Origin of the sequence: Rhodoblastus sp., assembly GCF_041915505.1 — a bacterium.
Lineage (GTDB): Bacteria > Pseudomonadota > Alphaproteobacteria > Rhizobiales > Beijerinckiaceae > Rhodoblastus.
On sequence record NZ_JAYSBG010000042.1, the window covers coordinates 1 to 16,709 of the forward strand.

A 16,709-nucleotide genomic window follows, 5' to 3' on the forward strand; every position below is an offset into this window, starting at 1 on the left:
TATGTCGATTCGGAAAATCAGGCCTCGCTCAACCTGCACGAAGCCTGCGGCTTCCGCCGCGTCGCTTTTCTCGAAGGCATCGGCTTCCGCTTCGGCCGCTGGACCGACAGCGTCATGCTGCAGCGGTTGCTGGGGCCGGGCGCCAGCGAGCCGCCGCCCGGCTATGTGCCGCTGTCACGTATCGGGGTCAGCGACATAAGTATGGAATCGGATTGAGCCGTCGGGCGCCGTCTCGCGATAGACGCCCTGGATTTCCGCTTCGAAGCCGGGGAACAGATTGGCGCCGCGCTCGAAGGTTTTCAGATAATCGAGCATGGGCCGAGCGCGCTCGTCGAGAATTTCGCCCGGCGCGATGGTGGCGATGCCCGGCGGATAGACCACCCAGAGCGTGGTCGCCATCTTGCCCTCGACCTGGTCGATCGGGAGATATTGCACCTGGTTGCGGGTCAGTTTCTGCACCGCCTCCTGCGGCCGCATCGCGATATGCGGCAGATGTTCCGGGCGGAACTGGCGGCGCTGCAGGTCGCTGGTGCCGGCGTCGCGATAGAAGGCGTGCATCTGCTGGCACAAATCGCGCAGACGCATCCCGGAATAGCGCTTCGCGCGCTTCGCCACAAATTCCGGAATGACCTCCTCCAGCGGCGCGTTCTGGTCGTGATAGGTCTTGAAGGCGACCAGAGCCGAGATCAGCGCGCCCGCCTTGCTCGATTCGACGCCCGGCGTCAGCAGGAACAGCAGCGAATTGAGGTCGTTCTTTTCCGGCACGATGCGGTTCTCGCGCAAATATTGCGCGACCACCGGCGCCGGCACGCCATGATCCGAATAGTCGCCGGTGGCGCGGTTGAAGCCGGGCGCGATCAGGGTGAGCTTGCAGGGGTCTGTCAGGGCATAGCCGGGCGCGACATGGCGGAATCCGTGCCAGTTCGCGCCGGGCTCGAAGGTCCAGAACGCCGGATTGCTGGCGATATCGTCGGTCGGCGCGTCCTCCCAGGCGATGCGGCCGTCGGCCGTCTCGACTTCATCGGCGACGAAGGGGTCGAAGAACCAGCCCAGCTCCTTGCTCTTGGCCTTTTCCTTGAACTCCTGCCCGAGCGCCCGGATCTTCTTGCGAATCTCGATGCCGAGCCGGATGGTGTCGTCCCACAGGACCTCGCCGGATTTGCCCTTCATCATCTGCGCGCCGACGTCGAGCGAGGCGAACAAAGGATAGAACGGCGAGGTCGAGGCGTGGATCAGGAAGGTCTCGTTGAAGCGGCGATGTTCGATCCGCCGCGCCTGACCCTTGATATGGCGATCCTTGACGTGGATCTGCGAGGCTTGGGAAAAGCTCGCGAGCTGCTTGTGGGTCGATTGGGTGGCGATGATGCCGGGCGCGTCGGGGCCGAGATCCTTCAGCCCCATGGCGAAATGGCCGGCGAAGATCGGGTGGAATTTCATGAAGCCGGCCCAGGCCTCGTCGAACAGGATGTAGTCGCAGAGCGGGCCAATCTTGGCGAGAATCTTTTCGGCGCTATAGATCGTGCCGTCATAGGAACATTGCTCGATCACGGCGACGCGGAACGGGCGCTCCTTCTTCCACAGCGTCTCGTCCTTCACCAGCGGATTGTCGCGGATCTTCCTGCGGATCTTCTTCTCGTCCAAAGCCTCGTAATCGATCGGGCCGATCATGCCCTGCGGATTGCGGTCGGTCTCCAGATAGACCGGCACGCCGCCACCGAGCATCAGCGCGCCATGATGGGCGGCCTTGTGGTTGTTGCGGTCGAACAGGACGAGGTCGCCCGGCGCGACCAGAGCCGAGAGTACGACCTTGTTCGAGGCCGAGGTGCCGTTGAGGACGAAATAGGTCCGCTCGGCGCCGAAAATCTTGGCGGCTTCTTTCTGCGCCTTCAGCGCCGGACCTTCATGGACCAGCAGGTCGCCCAGCTCCAGCACCGAATTGTCGAGATCGTCGCGGAAGATCGCCTCGCCGAGATGTTCGACGAAAATCCGGCCGATCGGGCTGCGCGAATAGAACACGCCGCCATTATGGCCGGGGCAGGTCCAGAGCTGGTTGCCTTCTTCGGCATAATCGACCAGTTCGCCGAAAAACGGCGTCTTCATCGTCTCGGCATATTGCTTGAGCCGGCTGACGAGGTTCTTGGCGATGAATTCCGGGGTTTCCTCGGCGAGAAACACATAGCCGTCGACATTGTCGAGCACGTCGATCGGCAGGTCCTCGAATCTCTTGCGCCGCACCAGCAGAATGATCGGCATTTCGAGACCACGGCGGCGGACATAGGAGATCAGCCCCGCCGTCTTGGAGTTCATCCCCTTCTTGCCCCAGTCGACGATCATGCAGCCGATGGCGGCGTCGGTCTTGATCGCCAGTTCGGCGTCCTCGACGCGGCGGGCGCGGACCACTTCGAAGCCGGATTTCTCGACGGCGGCCACGATCTGGCGCAGGCGTTCGCCTTCAAGCTCGTCGGCGTCGAAGGCCGGAGCGCAGAGGAGGAAGGTGAAACGGCGGAAATAATCCATGGCGGCCCCGGACTCTGGTCGATTCATGCGTTGGTTTGACGCGCGGCCGTGACTCTTTGATGAAAACGCGCCTCCTGCCAAGCCCGGATTGGACAGGCGCCGAAATTTAAGATCGGGCCGCCGCCGCGCCGATCCCGCAAATGCGCGACGCGGCGTTTCCGCTTTTTCCATCTTCCCGCGCCGATAATGACTTTTCGCGGCCCTGCCGCCGCCGCCAAGGACGATCACGTCAACGACATTCGGACGAAGAGATGGCTCCTGATCTGGCCGCGCCTGTGCGGCGCGGGCGAAAATGATCACGCTGCATGTCCCGCAGGAGCGCCGGCGGGTGTTGAAAACCATTGCGCAAGCGGCGGGGTTTATCCCGTTCTACCGCGCCATGGCGCGCGCCCAGGGCGATCCGGTCGCGGCCGCCACGGCGGATTTTGTCGCCGGCCTGACCGAGGCGACGCGCGTCGGGCGCCCCTATCGGTTGCGGCGCGGCGTCACCACGCTTTATCGCGTGGTCCTGCCCGAGGGCGCCCATCTGATCGGCGATCCCGGCGGCTCGACGCTGCGGCTCGGCTATGACGGCGGCCTGCTCGCCAATGACACGCCGCTGCGCGCCGTGACGCTGGAAAATATCGTGTTCGACGGCGCCGGCCGGCGGATCAACGACGCCTTCGGGCTGCTGAATTTTTATGACGTGGCTCAGGTTGCGCTGGAGCATTGCACAGTGCGGAACAGCACGACCGGCCTGTTCCAGCATCGCTGCGGCGGGCGGGTTCGGCTTTGCACATTCGAGGACCTGACCGGAACCGCGATTCATGACGACAATTGCGCCGGCATGGTGATCGACGCCAACACCATCCAGCGCTGCGGCGACAATGGCGTTCATCATTGGAGCCTGCATTCGAAACGCCACGACGGCTCCCGCATCAGCAACAACACCATTACCGACATCGCCAACCGCTCCGGCGGCCTCGGCCTCTATGGCAATGGCGTGCGCGTCGCCGAATGCGGGCCGGTCACGGTCGAGAACAATGTGATCGAGCGCTGCGCCTATACGGCGGTGCGCAATACCGGCGGTTGGGAGATCACAATCGCCAACAATCGTTGCAAGACCTTCGGCGAAAAGGCCATGTATGCCGAATTCGGCTTTCGCGACGCGCGCTTTCTCAACAATGTGATCGCGGATTGCGGCGCCGGCATTTCCGCGACCAATTATGTCGGGCCAGGCAATGGCGCCGGGGCCCTCATCTCCGGCAATATCGTCAGCGGCTTGCGGCCGTCGCATCCCGACGGCGAATTCGGTCCGCGCATGGGCTGGCTGCATGGCGTCCATGCCGAGGGCGACGCCCGCGTGATCGGCAATATCGTGACCGGATCGCCGGCGGTGGCGATCCTGGCCGGGTTTTTCGAAGCGCGGCAGAATGTCCGGGTCGAGGCCAACCGGCTGATCGACAATGATTACGCCATAGGCGTCGCGACCCAGGGCGATCCCGGTCCTTGCGAAATTGTCGAAAATGACATGCGCGGTTCGAAAAAGGCGAATATCGTGGCCATGTTCCAAGAGCGCGTGATCAGCGGCGACCTCGCCTTGCCGGGCGCCGCGAATCCATACAGGAACCTGGTCATTCGCGGAAATCACGTGCTGTGACGCCCGCGCCGGCGCGGGCGTTTTGGTATTCGTTAAGGATGTTGCTAACATCCGCGTTCGGCGCTTCTCGCGCCACAGGTCGGAGCGCAGGTCGCAATGGGCAAGGTCAGGAAAGTCGCCGTTCAGATGGACCCCATCGAGCGGATCAATATCGTCGGCGATTCGACCTTCGCTCTGCTGCTTGAAGCGCAGGCGCGCGGCTTCGAGCTCTATTATTACACGCCGGATCAGCTTTCGCTGCGCGGAACGGATGTGATCGCGGTGGCGCAGGCCTTGCGCGTGCGCGACGTCAAGGGCGACCATTACGATCTCGGCGTCGCGCGCGAGTTCTTCCTGCGCGACATGGACGTCGTCCTGCTGCGCCAGGACCCGCCGTTCGATCTCGCCTATATCACCTCGACCCATCTGCTCGAAAAGATCGGCGGGCGCACTTTGGTGGTCAACGACCCCGCCAGCGTGCGCAATGCGCCGGAAAAACTGTTCGTGATGGATTTCCCGCACTTGATGCCGCCGACGCTGATCACGCGCGACAAGAGCGCCATCGACGCCTTCCGCGCCGAGCACGGCGAGGTGGTGATGAAGCCCTTGCACGGCCATGGCGGCGCGGCGGTGTTCCGGCTGATGGCGGAAGACGCCAATTACGGCTCGCTCTATGATCTGTTCGCGACCAGTTTCCGCGAGCAATGGGTGGTGCAGAAATTCCTGCCGGCGGTCAGCCGGGGCGACAAGCGCATCATTCTGGTCGATGGCGAGCCGGGCGGCGCGGTCAATCGCGTGCCGGCGGCCAATGACATCCGCTCCAATATGGTGCGCGGGGGCGCCGCCGAGGCGACCGAACTGTCGCCGCGCGAGCGTGAGATCTGCGCGACCATCGGGCCGGAACTCAAGAGGCGCGGGCTGGTTTTCGTAGGGATAGACGTGATCGACGGCTATCTGACCGAAATCAACGTGACGTCGCCGACCGGCATTCGCGCCATCAAGCGCACCGGCGGCCCCGATGTCGCGGCGACGATCTGGAACGCGATCGAGGCCAAGGCCGCGACGCTGGAGGCGGTGGGATGAACATTCAGGGCAATGTCGCCGGCCGCGACCAGGCCGCCCGGGAGCCGGCGGCCTCGGGGCCGAAATGGACCGGCCCCCGGCTCGAACTGCCGATGAAGGCCCTGATCGACCGCGCCGCGCTCGACGCCCGCATCGCCAAGCTGGCGGAAAAGCATGGCGGCGAAAGCGCGGAATTTCGCAAGGCCGCGGTCGAGATTTTCGCGGAATTCCTGTCGCGCGGCGCGGCGACGGCGCGCGCCGCGCTGGAGGAGAAAGGCTCGGGCCTGGCCTGCGGCGCGCATCTCGCTTATGTCGAGGACGAGATCATCCGCGCCATTCATTCCTGCGTGGTGAAATATATCCATCCGAGCGCCAATAGCGGCCGGCTCTGCGTGGTCGCGGTCGGCGGCTACGGGCGCGGGGCGCTGGCGCCGGGTTCCGACATCGATCTTTTGTTCCTGCTGCCGAGCCGCGGCCATGCCGCGGAAGAGGCGGCGGTCGAATCCATGCTCTATCTGCTGTGGGACCTCAAGCAGAAGGTCGGTCACGCCACCCGCACGGTCGAGGAATGCCTGCGGCAGGCCAAGGCGGATATGACCATCCGCACGACCTTGCTGGAATGCCGCTATCTGCTGGGCGACCGCGCCTTGCTCGACACTTTGCTGCAGCGGTTCGATCAGGAAATCGTGCGGACGACGGCGCCCGAATTCGTCGCGGCCAAGCTCGCCGAGCGCGACCAGCGCGTGCAGCGCGCCGGCTCGTCGCGCTATCTGGTCGAGCCCAATGTCAAGGAAGGCAAGGGCGGGTTGCGCGACCTCAACACCTTGTTTTGGATCGCCAAATACGCCTATCGCGTGCAGGACGCCGACGCTCTGGTCGGCGTCGGCCTGTTCAGCGAGCAGGAGCTGCGGATGTTCCGCCGCTGCGAGACCTTTTTGTGGAAGGTCCGCTGCTTCATGCATTTCCTGACCGGCCGTTCCGAGGAGCGGCTGAGCTTCGAACTGCAACGCCAGATCGCGGCGCAGCTCGGCTATAATACCGCGCGCGACGGTCTGTCCGGCGTCGAGCGCTTCATGAAGCATTATTTCACGGTCGCCAAACAGGTCGGCGACCTCACCAATATTGTCTGCGCCGCGCTGGAGGAGCGCCAGGCCAAGCCGCGCGCGGTGTTCGACCGCTTCGTCGGCAAATTGCGCCGTCGCGCCAAGCCGCGCGACCTCGGCCCCTTCGCGCTGGAAACCGATCGCGTCACCGTCGCCTCGACCGATGTGTTCGACAAGGATCCGATCAATCTCATTCGGCTGTTCTCGATCGCCGCCCGTAACGAATTGCCGATCCATCCCGACGCCCTGCGCCTGGTGACGCAATCGCTGCCGCGCATCGACAACCGCCTGCGCGCGGACCCGGAAGCCAACAAGCTGTTTCTCGAAATCCTGACCAATGCGAAATCGAGCGAGCGGGCGCTGCGGCTGATGAACGAGGCCGGCGTGCTCGGCCGCTTCATCCCGGATTTCGGCCGCATCGTGGCGATGATGCAGTTCAACATGTACCATCACTATACGGTGGACGAGCATCTGATCCGGGCCGTCGGACAGATGGCGGCGGTCGATTCGCGCGAGCTGATCGCCGAATTGCCGCTGGCCAGTTCGATCATGCCGACCATCAGCCACCGGCGCGCGCTTTATGTGGCCATGCTGCTGCATGACATCGCCAAGGGGCGCAAGGAAGACCATTCCATCGCCGGGGCCGAGATCGCCCGCAAGCTTGGGCCGCGCCTCGGCCTCAGCGAGGCGGAGACGGAAGCCGCCGCCTGGCTGGTGGAATATCATCTCATCATGTCCAATATCGCGCAGAGCCGCGACCTCGGCGATCCGCGCACGATCGAGGGCTTCGCCAAGGTGGTGCAGACCATCGAGCGGCTCAAGATGCTGCTGATTCTCACCGTCTGCGACATTCGCGCGGTCGGTCCGGGCGTGTGGAACGGCTGGAAGGGCGAATTACTGCGCACGCTCTATTGGGAGACCGAGGTCGTGCTGGCCGGCGGCCATTCCTCGGTCGATCGCCGGCGCCGCGTCCAGAAGTCGCAGACCGAATTGCGCGAAAAGCTGCCGGCCTGGTCGGATCACGAATTCGCCGATTATGCGGCGCGCCATTATCCGGCTTATTGGCTCAAGGTCGATCTGCCGCATCGCATCCAGCACGCGCAATTGCTGCACGCGAGCGCGGTGGAGATGAGTTCGCTGGCGACGGAAGTGGCGACCGACGCTTTCCGCGGCATTACCGAACTGACCGTGATTGCGCCGGATCATCCGCGCCTGCTGTCGATCATCGCCGGCGCCTGCGCCGCTTCGGGCGCCAATATTGTCGACGCGCAGATTTTCACCACCACCGACGGGTTGGCGCTGGACACGATTTCCATTTCCCGCGCCTTCGACCAGGACGAGGACGAGTTGCGACGCGGCAAACGCATCGCCCGTGCGGTCGAGCAGGCTTTGCGCGGCGAGATTCGCCTCGGCGATATCGTGGCGGCCAAGGCGGAAAAAACGCCTTCGCATGGCGAGACCTTCAGCGTGCCGCCGGATGTCGTGATCGATAACAGCCTGTCCCATATGTACAGCGTGATCGAAGTGTCCGGCCTCGACCGCCCCGGCCTGCTCTACGAGCTGACCCTGACCTTGTCGAAACTCAATCTGAACATCGCCTCGGCCCATATCGTGACTTTCGGCGAAAAGGCGGTCGACACTTTCTATGTCGGCGACCTGACCGGGGCCAAAGTGGTCAATCCCGCGCGTCAGGCGGCGGTGCGCCGCAATCTGATGGAGGTGTTCAACCCCAAGCGGAAAGCTTGATTTTTGCCGCATTCGGCCCGATATGCAGGCCGAACCACATCAAGGTCGCAAGGGTCCGAGTATGAACGACGGCAAGAATCCGCAAAACGACAGGGTTTCGCAGACGGAAGAGGCTCCGGCGAGCGCGCCGGACCCGACGCCGGTCCAGAGCGAAGCGGAGCGCGACGCGGCCGCCGTGCAGGCGCTGATCGCCGAGAACGCCAGCCTCAAGGACAAGGTGCTGCGCACCCTCGCGGAAATGGAAAATCTCCGCCGCCGCACCGAAAAGGAAGTGTCCGACGCCAAAGCTTATGGCGTGACCTCCTTCGCGCGCGACATGCTGACCTTCGCCGACAATCTGCGCCGCGCGCTGGAGAACGTCCCGCCCGAGACCCGCGAGGCCGCCGACAACACGCTGAAGGCCTTTGTCGAAGGCATCGAACTGACCGAGCGCGATTTCCTCTCACGCTTGTCTCGCCATGGCGTGCGCAAGCTGGAGCCCAAGGGCCAGAAATTCGACCCGAATTTCCACGAGGCCTTGTTCGAGGCCCATGACGAAAGCGTGCCGCCCGGCACGGTCGCGCATGTGGTCGAGGAAGGCTTCGCCATTGGCGAGCGCGTCTTGCGCCCGGCCAAGGTCGGCGTCGCCAAAGGCGGCGCCAAGGAAGGCGGCGGCAAGCCGAACTAGCGCCGGTTTTACTCAAAAACCGGCTAGGAACAAACGTGACGCCGAGCTGATGCGAGGGATCTCATGATCGCGACCTTTCGCGATCATGAAAAGGAAAAGTCCATGCTCCTGCTCAAGCCGGGCCTGCGTCTCTACAAGGCGGCGCTGGACCGGGCTGCGCAGGAGGCTTTGCTGGACGATCTCCGTGCGGTCCTGCGCGCGGCGCCTTTGTTCCGGCCCAGAATGCCGCGCTCGGGCCAGGAATTTTCGGTCCGCATGAGCAATTGCGGCCCGCTCGGCTGGGTTTCCGATATTTCGGGCTACCGCTATCAGGCTTTCCATCCCGAGACCGGGCGGCCCTGGCCGCCAATGCCGGACAGCGTGTCGAAGCTTTGGCGCGATTTCGCGGAATGCGCGCTCGAACCGGACGCCTGTCTGATTAACCACTATGACGAGGCGGCGCGGATGGGCCCCCATCAGGACCGCGACGAAGCGGATGTTTCCGCGCCGATCCTGTCGCTGTCGCTGGGCTGCTCCTGCCGTTTCCGCTATGGCGGCGAAACGCGCCGCGACCCAAGCGCGACCGTCCGGCTCGATTCCGGCGACATTGTCGTCTTTGGCGGCCCGGCCCGGCTGATGTTCCACGGCGTGGACCGGATCTTGCCGGGGACGTCGACCCTGTTGAACCCGCCCGGCCGGATCAATCTGACCCTGCGCCGGGCGAGGTGACTGGCCTCAGGCCGTCAGCACCTGCTTGGATTCGACCGTCGAATCTGCCTTCAGGCGATAGACCAGCGGCACGCCGGTCGCCAGCTCCATCGAGGGGATGGTTTCCGGCGTCAGCCGGTCGAGCACCATGACCAGCGCACGCAGCGAATTGCCATGGGCGGCGACAATGGTGCGCTCGCCGCGCAGCACGGCAGGCAGGATCTCCTGATTGTAATAAGGCAGCACGCGAGCGACCGTATCCTTCAGGCTTTCGCCGCCGGGCGGGGGCACGTCATAGGAGCGCCGCCACAGATGGACTTGATCCTCGCCCCATTTCTGGCGGGACTCATCCTTGTTGAGACCGGAGAGGTCGCCATAGTCGCGCTCGTTGAGCGCCTGGTTTTTCGTCACCTTCAGGCCGCTCTGGCCCAGCTCGTCCAGCATCAATTTCATCGTATGCTGGGCGCGGGTCAGGTCGGAGGTGAAGCCCGTATCGAAGGTCAAGCCCAGAGCCTTCAGGCGCTGGCCGGCGGCCTTGGCCTCGCCGACGCCCTGATCTGTCAGGCCCGGGTCTTTCCAGCCGGTGAAGAGATTTTTCAGGTTCCATTCGCTCTGGCCATGGCGGACGAGCACGAGAAGGCGTTCGGACACTTGGTTCTCCTGGCTTGCAATTTCCGGCGCCGCGCGTGGCGGCTTCCGCTTCGATCAGATTGTTCCGGCCCGCCTCTTCTCACGCTTTCGCCATGGCGCGCCGTGACGGACATCAAAGTCCGAGCACGTCGGCCATGGAATAGAGCCCCGGCTTGCGGCCGCGCCCCCATAGCGCGGCCCGAACCGCGCCACGGGCGAAAATGCCGCGATCCTCGGCGCGATGGGTGAGTTCGATGCGCTCGCCGGCGCCGGCGAAAATGACGGTGTGGTCGCCGACCACCGTGCCGCCGCGCAATGTGGCGAAGCCGATGTCGCCGGCCTTGCGCGCGCCGGTATGGCCGTCGCGCGAGCGCACGCTGTGCTCGGCCAGAGCGACCTCGCGGCCCTTCGCCGCCGCTTCGCCCAGCAGAAGCGCGGTGCCGGACGGCGCGTCGACCTTCATGCGATGATGCATTTCCAGAATTTCAACGTCCCAGTCGACGCCGAGCGTCTTGGCGACCTTTTCGACCAGGCCGGCGAGCAGGTTGACGCCGAGGCTCATATTGCCGGAGCGCACGATCACGGCATGGCGGGCGGCGGCGTCGAGCTTGGCGAGGTCGTCGTCGGTCATGCCGGTGGTGCCGACGACATGGACGATGCGCGCCTGGGCGGCGAGCGCCGCGATTTCGACGGTCGTCGCCGGGGTGGTGAAATCGATCACGCCATCGGCCTTGAGCAGAGCAGTGAGCGGGTCGTCGGCGATGGTCACGCCGAGCGGGCCGAGGCCGGCGAGTTCGCCCGCATCGCGGCCGAGCGCGGCCGATCCGGGGCGCTCCAGCGCGGCCGAAAGGACCGCGCCTTCGGTCGCGGCGATGGTCCTGACGAGCATCTGGCCCATGCGCCCGGCGGCGCCGACGACGACAAGACGCATCTCACTCATTGCAAATTCTCCGCGATTTCGCCGGACAGTCCGCTGCTCTATAGGCTTTTTCGCCGTGGGGCAAAAGCCGCGACGCGCCGGTCTCGGCGGAAAGGCCAAGGCACTGTCTCAAAGCTGACGGATTGCTGTCATTGGCGGGTCATTTTGGTCCGCTAGGGTCGCTGTCGTCCAGAAGCGCTGTCCCCCAGTCCTCAGGACCAACGCCGGGCCGGATGTACGCCCGGCGTTTTTGTTTGGCGTTCAGGCGAAAACTTCCGCGATTTCCTGCTGAATGGCGAGCGCGGCTTCGCGCGGATCAGGCGCGGCGACAATGGGCCGCCCGACGACGATATGGTCCGCGCCGCGGCGGAAGGCTTCGGCCGGCGTCGCGACCCTTTTCTGGTCGCCGAGCGCCGCGCCGGCGGGGCGCACGCCCGGCGTCACCAGCAACAGGTCGCCGCCGACCAGAGCGCGGGTCGCGACCAGCTCCTCCGGCGAGAGGATCAGCCCGGCGATTCCGGCCTCTTTCGCCTGGAGCGCGCGCAGGGCGACCAGCCCTTTGACGTCGAGCCGATAGCCGGCCGCGGCGAGGTCGTCGTCGTCGTAGGACGTCATCACCGTCACGCCGAGCACCTGCAGGGCGGAGCCTTCGGCGCCGCGCCGGGCCGCGGCGAGGGTTTGCGGAAAGGCGTGGACGGTCAGGAAGCGCACGCCGAGCCGGGCGATCTGCGCGGTCGCCTTTTCCACCGTATTGCCGATGTCGTGCAATTTGAGATCGAGAAAGACCTGCTTGCCGGCGCCGGCCAGCTCTTCCACGAGGGCGAAGCCGCCGCCATAGGCCAGTTCCATGCCGATCTTGTAGAATTCCACGCTGTCGCCGAGGCGCTCGACCATGGCGCGGGCCTGGGCGGGTTCGGGCAGATCAAGCGCGACAATCAGTTTTTCGCGCAATGGGTCGCGGTTCGGATGAGGCATGGGGCGGGTTCCGTCGCTGCGGGAGACGCCGCCTTATAGGCCTGAACGTCTTGCCGCGCGACGGCCAAGTTCAGCCCCGAAGTTCAGCCCCGAAGTTCATCCGCGCCTGGTTGTCTCCAACCGGGCGGGATGTTTGACGCGCGCGTGTTTGGCGTGGTTCGCGCTCAGGCGCGCGCGGGCCTCTTCCAGTTCGTCGCGGATTTCGCGGCCGAAACGCCGCGAGCCGCTCAGCAATTTGTCGATCACGTCCGGCTTCGACTCGACGGCGTGGGGGCAGTCGACATGCCGATAGACGAAGATGCGCGCGGGCGGCAGGTTGAGCCAGATCGGCGCGAGGCTCTGGGTGGCGAAATGGTCGCGCGCCGCGAGGTGACTCGGAACCGGCGATTTCACGCCATAGGTGAACTGGATGAAGCGACCCTCGGCGCCCATCAGCGCGAAGGCCTGACGCAGCAGCGACAGGCGGATGTGCTCCGGCTTGGTGAGCAGAGGCAGGCTGGAGACCACGGCGGCCGGGGCGGCGTCCAGCACGGGGCCTAGCGTGTCCGCCAGCCGATAGGCGTCGCCCTGGACCACTTTCACATGGGGAAATTTCTTCCGCAGCAACAGGCAGAACGAAGGCTCGAATTCGACCAGCACCAGCCGGTCCGGCGCGACGCCGCGCGCGAGCAAAGCCTGGGTGACCGGGCCGGTGCCCGGGCCAAGCTCGACGATCGGCCCCGGCCGGTCCGGATCGACGCATTGCGCCATGGCGCGGGCGAGGAAGCGGCCCGAAGGCGTGATGGCGCCGGCCAGCAGCGGATTTTCCAGCCAGGATTTGATGAAACGCGCTTCGTCGCTGAGACGGAGGTCGATCAGATTTTTCGGGCCAGGATGCAGTTTCGCCTGACGTCTTTGCGCGCTCAATTTTTCCTTGCCCCTCAGGACCGGCGGGAGCGGCGAGAATCGCTCACATTCACGAAACCGTCAAGGAAACGGGACCGGCATTCAATCAGGTTAGATCGAAAAATTCTTTCATTTTGGCGAAAAAGCCAGTCGATTCCGGATGAGTCTTGTGGGTCGACTCGTTTTCGAACTCCGCCAGCAGCTCTTTTTGCCGCTTGGTCAGGTTCTGCGGCGTCTCGACATTGGCCTGGATGTAGAGATCGCCGAAATCGCGCGCGCGCAGCACCGGCATGCCGCGGCCCTTGATCTTGAACTGGCGGCCGGATTGCGCGCCTTCCTCGACCTTGACCTTGATTTCCGTTCCGTCGACGCCGCGCACCTTGATCTCGCCGCCGAGCGCGGCCTGGACCATGGTGATGGGCGCACGGCAGTAAAGGTCGGCGCCCTCGCGCTGGAAGAAGGGATGCGGCTTGACCGAAAGGAAGATGTAAAGATCGCCCGAAGGCCCGCCGCGCAGGCCGGCCTCGCCCTCGCCGGCGAGCCGGATGCGGGTGCCGTCCTCGATGCCGGCTGGAATATTGACCGAAAGCGCGCGTTCGCGGGTGACGCGGCCGGCGCCGGCGCAGCTCGGGCAGGGATTGTCGATCACCTCGCCGCGTCCGTGGCAGGACGGGCAGGCGCGTTCGATCGAGAAAAAGCCCTGCTGGGCGCGCACGCGGCCATGGCCGCCGCAGGTCGAGCAGGTCTTGGGCTTGGAGCCCGCCTTGGCGCCGGAGCCGGCGCAGACGTCGCAGGTGACCGAAGTGGGGATTTTCAGCGAGGCCGTCTTGCCGCGATAAGCCTCTTCGAGCGTGATTTCCATGTTATAGCGCAGGTCCGCGCCGCGCTCGCGGCCGGAGGAGCGCCCGCGCCGGCCGCCGCCCATCACATCGCCGAACAGATCGTCGAAAATATCGGCCATGGAGGCGGCGAAACCCTCGCCCATGCCGAAACCGCCGAAGCCCGCGCCGCCGCCGCCATTTTCGAAAGCGGCATGGCCGAAACGGTCGTAGGCCGCGCGCTTCTGCTCGTCAGACAGGACCTGATAGGCCTCGTTAACTTCCTTGAACCTGTGCTCGGCGTCGACGTCGCCGGGATTGCGGTCGGGATGCAATTGCATCGCCTGTTTGCGGAAGGCGCTCTTGAGGTCGCTTTCGGTGCAGGTGCGGGAAACGCCGAGAACTTCATAAAAGCAGCGTTTGGCCATCGATGACGCCATCCGGTTTTGTCATTCGGTGAAGGGAAGTCGCCTCACGAGCTAGACGTTACAGCCTGTCGACGCAACCGTTTTTTGCCCGGAGGAAACGCATCCGCAGCGCGGCCGGGGCGCTGGCGCCCCGGCCTCTTGGCAGTTCCTGAAGGGTCGATCCCGCGCGGATCAGGCGCCCTTCTTGTCGTCCTTGACTTCCTTGAAGTCGGCGTCGATCACGTCCTCGTTGGCCCCTTGGGCCCCCGCAGCGCCGGCGGCGGCGGAAGCCTGTTCGGCCTTGTACATGGCCTCGCCGAGCTTCATCGACGCCTGGGCCAGCTCATTGGCGCGGGCGTTGATCGCCTCGACGTCCTCGCCTTCGAGCGCGGTCTTGAGGCTGGCGATCGCCGCCTCGATGGCGCTGTTGTCCGAGGCCGCGACCTTGTCGCCGAATTCCTTCAGCGATTTCTCGGCCGAATGGATCAAGGCCTCGCCCTGGTTGCGGGCGTCGACCAGTTCGCGGCGTTTCTTGTCCTCGGCGGCGTGCGCCTCGGCGTCCTTGACCATCTTGTCGATGTCGGATTCCGAGAGGCCGCCCGAGGCCTGGATGCGGATCTGCTGCTCCTTGGCGGTCGCCTTGTCCTTGGCGGTTACCGACACGATGCCGTTGGCGTCAATGTCGAAGGTCACCTCGATCTGCGGCATGCCGCGCGGCGCCGGCGGAATGCCGACAAGATCGAACTGGCCGAGCAGCTTGTTGTCCGCCGCCATTTCACGCTCGCCCTGGAAGACGCGGATGGTGACCGCGGTCTGGGAATCCTCGGCGGTCGAGAACACCTGGCTCTTCTTGGTCGGGATCGTGGTGTTGCGGTCGATCAGGCGGGTGAACACGCCGCCGAGCGTCTCGATGCCGAGCGACAGCGGGGTCACGTCGAGCAGCAGCACGTCCTTGACGTCGCCCTGCAGCACGCCGGCCTGGACGGCGGCGCCGATGGCGACGACCTCGTCCGGGTTGACGCCCTTGTGGGGCTCCTTGCCGAAGAACTGCTTCACGATCTCCTGGACCTTCGGCATGCGGGTCATGCCGCCGACCAGAACCACTTCGTTGATCTCGCCGGCGGACAGGCCAGCGTCCTTGAGCGCCTTGCGGCACGGCTCGATGGTGCGCTGGATCAGGTCGTCGACCAGAGCCTCATATTTGGCGCGGGTCAGCTTCAGGGTCAGGTGCTTCGGCCCGGAGGCGTCGGCGGTGATATAGGGCAGGTTGATGTCGGTCTGGGTGGCCGAGGACAGTTCGATCTTGGCCTTTTCGGCGGCCTCCTTCAGGCGCTGGAGGGCCAGCTTGTCCTTCTTGAGGTCGATGCCGTTGTCCTTCTTGAACTCGTCCGCGAGATATTCGACCAGACGCATGTCGAAGTCTTCGCCGCCGAGGAAGGTGTCGCCATTGGTGGACTTCACCTCGAACACGCCGTCGCCGATTTCCAGAATCGACACGTCGAAAGTGCCGCCGCCGAGGTCATAGACCGCGATCGTGCCGGAGCCCTTCTTGTCGAGGCCATAGGCGAGCGCGGCCGCCGTCGGCTCGTTGATGATGCGCAGCACTTCGAGGCCGGCGATCTTGCCGGCGTCCTTGGTGGCCTGGCGCTGGGCGTCGTTGAAATAGGCCGGGACGGTGATGACCGCCTGGGTGACCTGCTGGCCGAGATAAGCCTCGGCCGTCTCCTTCATCTTCTGCAGGATGAAGGCCGAAATCTGCGAGGGCGAATATTGCTTGCCGTCCGCCTCGACCCAGGCGTCGCCATTGGCGGCCTTGACGATGTGATAGGGGACGAGGCCGATGTCCTTCTGGGTCATCGGATCGGCGAAGGTGCGGCCGATCAGGCGCTTGATGGCGAAAAACGTTTTTTCGGGATTGGTCACCGCCTGGCGTTTGGCCGGCTGGCCGGTGAGGCGTTCGCCGTCGTCGGTGAAGGCGACGATGGAGGGGGTGGTGCGCGCGCCTTCGGCGTTTTCGATGACCTTGGGGGTCGAGCCTTCCATCACGGCGACACAGGAATTGGTGGTGCCGAGATCGATGCCAATGACTTTAGCCATGAGTTTATGTTCCTTTCTTCGCAGAACCGTCGGACCCCGAAGCAGTCCGGTATTGGGCGGAGAACGTCTCGCCCGGTTCCCGACTTCCGTTCAAATTGGGATGAGGGCGCCCGCTTGCAAGAGCGCGCCTGATATAGGATTTGCGATTCCCGGCCGCAAGCGTCGCCGCGCCTTTCCGGCCTTTCGCCCGCCCGCGTCGTGATAAATTTACAACGGAGCCCGGCTTTTTGGCCCGGCGGCGCGAGCGTGTCTGGTCTTCGCGTGCAAAAGCCGAATAATTCCAAGCAAATATCGCTTAACGCTGTTCCGCGAATCGGCGCCCGTGTTTCAGCCGCCTTAACGGCCGAATGGGCAAGGTTTCAGAGCCGTTGAAACGGCCTCAAAGTTCAAACATGAACGATTAACAACTAAACCGTGGAGGAACAGATGAACCCGCGCTTTTCGACCAGGCTCTGGCCCGTCGTAGCCGTCGCCGCCGCTTTCGCGACGACGGCTCAGGCGGCCGATCTGCCGAGCGCCAAGGAGCCCCTGCCGCCGCCGCCGGTCGTCGACAGCTTCCAGCCCTATTTCATCAAGGT

13 protein-coding genes are annotated in these 16,709 nt (G+C 64.6%); 6 read left to right on the plus strand and 7 right to left on the minus strand.

Features of this window, described 5'->3' with window-relative positions; translation table 11 throughout:
- On the plus strand, window positions 1–216 hold a 216-nt coding region (locus ACE3S9_RS04870; RefSeq protein ID WP_374545311.1), incomplete at its 5' end, for an N-acetyltransferase family protein.
- Here ACE3S9_RS04870 and ACE3S9_RS04875 read toward each other — a convergent pair.
- Window positions 175–2,517, minus strand: coding sequence for an Orn/Lys/Arg decarboxylase N-terminal domain-containing protein (locus tag ACE3S9_RS04875; RefSeq protein ID WP_374545312.1), 2,343 nt, complete (start codon window positions 2,515–2,517; stop codon window positions 175–177). The genes ACE3S9_RS04870 and ACE3S9_RS04875 overlap by 42 nt on opposite strands.
- Window positions 2,518–2,809: 292 nt before the next feature.
- On the opposite strand from ACE3S9_RS04875, the gene ACE3S9_RS04880 reads away from it, so the two are divergent.
- From ACE3S9_RS04880 to ACE3S9_RS04900, 5 genes are all read left to right on the plus strand, one after another.
- Window positions 2,810–4,156 carry a TIGR03808 family TAT-translocated repetitive protein gene (locus ACE3S9_RS04880; protein WP_374545313.1) on the plus strand — a complete coding sequence of 449 codons (1,347 nt, stop codon included), beginning with the start codon at window positions 2,810–2,812 and terminating at the stop codon, window positions 4,154–4,156.
- 96 nt (window positions 4,157–4,252) lie between these two features.
- Complete coding sequence (gshB, locus tag ACE3S9_RS04885) at window positions 4,253–5,218, plus strand: glutathione synthase (protein ID WP_374545314.1); 966 nt, start codon at window positions 4,253–4,255, stop codon at window positions 5,216–5,218.
- Window positions 5,219–5,310: 92 nt separating this feature from the next.
- The gene (locus ACE3S9_RS04890) at window positions 5,311–8,046 is read left to right on the plus strand and encodes a [protein-PII] uridylyltransferase (RefSeq protein ID WP_374545322.1); all 2,736 of its coding nucleotides are present in this window, start codon (window positions 5,311–5,313) and stop codon (window positions 8,044–8,046) included.
- A gap of 61 nt (window positions 8,047–8,107) precedes the next feature.
- Window positions 8,108–8,713, plus strand: a complete 606-nt coding sequence (gene grpE / locus ACE3S9_RS04895) for a nucleotide exchange factor GrpE (protein ID WP_374545315.1) — start codon at window positions 8,108–8,110, stop codon at window positions 8,711–8,713.
- 63 nt (window positions 8,714–8,776) lie between these two features.
- Window positions 8,777–9,421, plus strand: coding sequence for an alpha-ketoglutarate-dependent dioxygenase AlkB (locus ACE3S9_RS04900; protein ID WP_374545316.1), 645 nt, complete (start codon window positions 8,777–8,779; stop codon window positions 9,419–9,421).
- Between the two features lie 6 nt (window positions 9,422–9,427).
- On the opposite strand, the gene ACE3S9_RS04905 is transcribed toward ACE3S9_RS04900, so the two are convergent.
- The 6 genes from ACE3S9_RS04905 to dnaK form a co-directional block, all read right to left on the minus strand.
- On the minus strand, window positions 9,428–10,051 hold the full coding sequence (locus tag ACE3S9_RS04905; protein WP_374545317.1) for a 2,3-bisphosphoglycerate-dependent phosphoglycerate mutase: 624 nt from the start codon (window positions 10,049–10,051) through the stop codon (window positions 9,428–9,430).
- Between the two features lie 112 nt (window positions 10,052–10,163).
- Entirely contained in the window at window positions 10,164–10,961 is a 798-nt protein-coding gene (gene dapB / locus ACE3S9_RS04910) for a 4-hydroxy-tetrahydrodipicolinate reductase (protein WP_374545323.1), read from the minus strand.
- A gap of 249 nt (window positions 10,962–11,210) precedes the next feature.
- Window positions 11,211–11,924 (minus strand): orotidine-5'-phosphate decarboxylase, encoded by a 714-nt coding sequence (gene pyrF / locus ACE3S9_RS04915; RefSeq protein ID WP_374545318.1) that lies wholly within the window; start codon window positions 11,922–11,924, stop codon window positions 11,211–11,213.
- Between the two features lie 96 nt (window positions 11,925–12,020).
- Window positions 12,021–12,830: a class I SAM-dependent methyltransferase gene (locus ACE3S9_RS04920; RefSeq protein WP_374545319.1), complete on the minus strand. Its 810-nt coding sequence runs from the start codon at window positions 12,828–12,830 to the stop codon at window positions 12,021–12,023.
- Window positions 12,831–12,915: 85 nt separating this feature from the next.
- Window positions 12,916–14,055: a molecular chaperone DnaJ gene (dnaJ, locus tag ACE3S9_RS04925; RefSeq protein WP_374545320.1), complete on the minus strand. Its 1,140-nt coding sequence runs from the start codon at window positions 14,053–14,055 to the stop codon at window positions 12,916–12,918.
- A 171-nt stretch (window positions 14,056–14,226) separates the two neighbouring features.
- Window positions 14,227–16,131 (minus strand): molecular chaperone DnaK, encoded by a 1,905-nt coding sequence (gene dnaK / locus ACE3S9_RS04930; RefSeq protein ID WP_374545321.1) that lies wholly within the window; start codon window positions 16,129–16,131, stop codon window positions 14,227–14,229.
- Between the last annotated feature and the right edge of the window lie 578 nt (window positions 16,132–16,709).

Bases quoted from the DNA above. Each gene is read 5' to 3' on its own strand.
- ACE3S9_RS04875 (WP_374545312.1), bottom strand. From the start codon at position 2,517: ATGGATTATTTCCGCCGTTTCACCTTCCTCCTCTGCGCTCCGGCCTTC.
- ACE3S9_RS04880 (WP_374545313.1), top strand. From the start codon at position 2,810: ATGATCACGCTGCATGTCCCGCAGGAGCGCCGGCGGGTGTTGAAAACC.
- gshB (WP_374545314.1), top strand. From the start codon at position 4,253: ATGGGCAAGGTCAGGAAAGTCGCCGTTCAGATGGACCCCATCGAGCGG.
- ACE3S9_RS04890 (WP_374545322.1), top strand. From the start codon at position 5,311: ATGAAGGCCCTGATCGACCGCGCCGCGCTCGACGCCCGCATCGCCAAG.
- grpE (WP_374545315.1), top strand. From the start codon at position 8,108: ATGAACGACGGCAAGAATCCGCAAAACGACAGGGTTTCGCAGACGGAA.
- ACE3S9_RS04900 (WP_374545316.1), top strand. From the start codon at position 8,777: ATGATCGCGACCTTTCGCGATCATGAAAAGGAAAAGTCCATGCTCCTG.
- dapB (WP_374545323.1), bottom strand. From the start codon at position 10,961: ATGCGTCTTGTCGTCGTCGGCGCCGCCGGGCGCATGGGCCAGATGCTC.
- pyrF (WP_374545318.1), bottom strand. From the start codon at position 11,924: ATGCCTCATCCGAACCGCGACCCATTGCGCGAAAAACTGATTGTCGCG.
- dnaJ (WP_374545320.1), bottom strand. From the start codon at position 14,055: ATGGCCAAACGCTGCTTTTATGAAGTTCTCGGCGTTTCCCGCACCTGC.
- dnaK (WP_374545321.1), bottom strand. From the start codon at position 16,131: ATGGCTAAAGTCATTGGCATCGATCTCGGCACCACCAATTCCTGTGTC.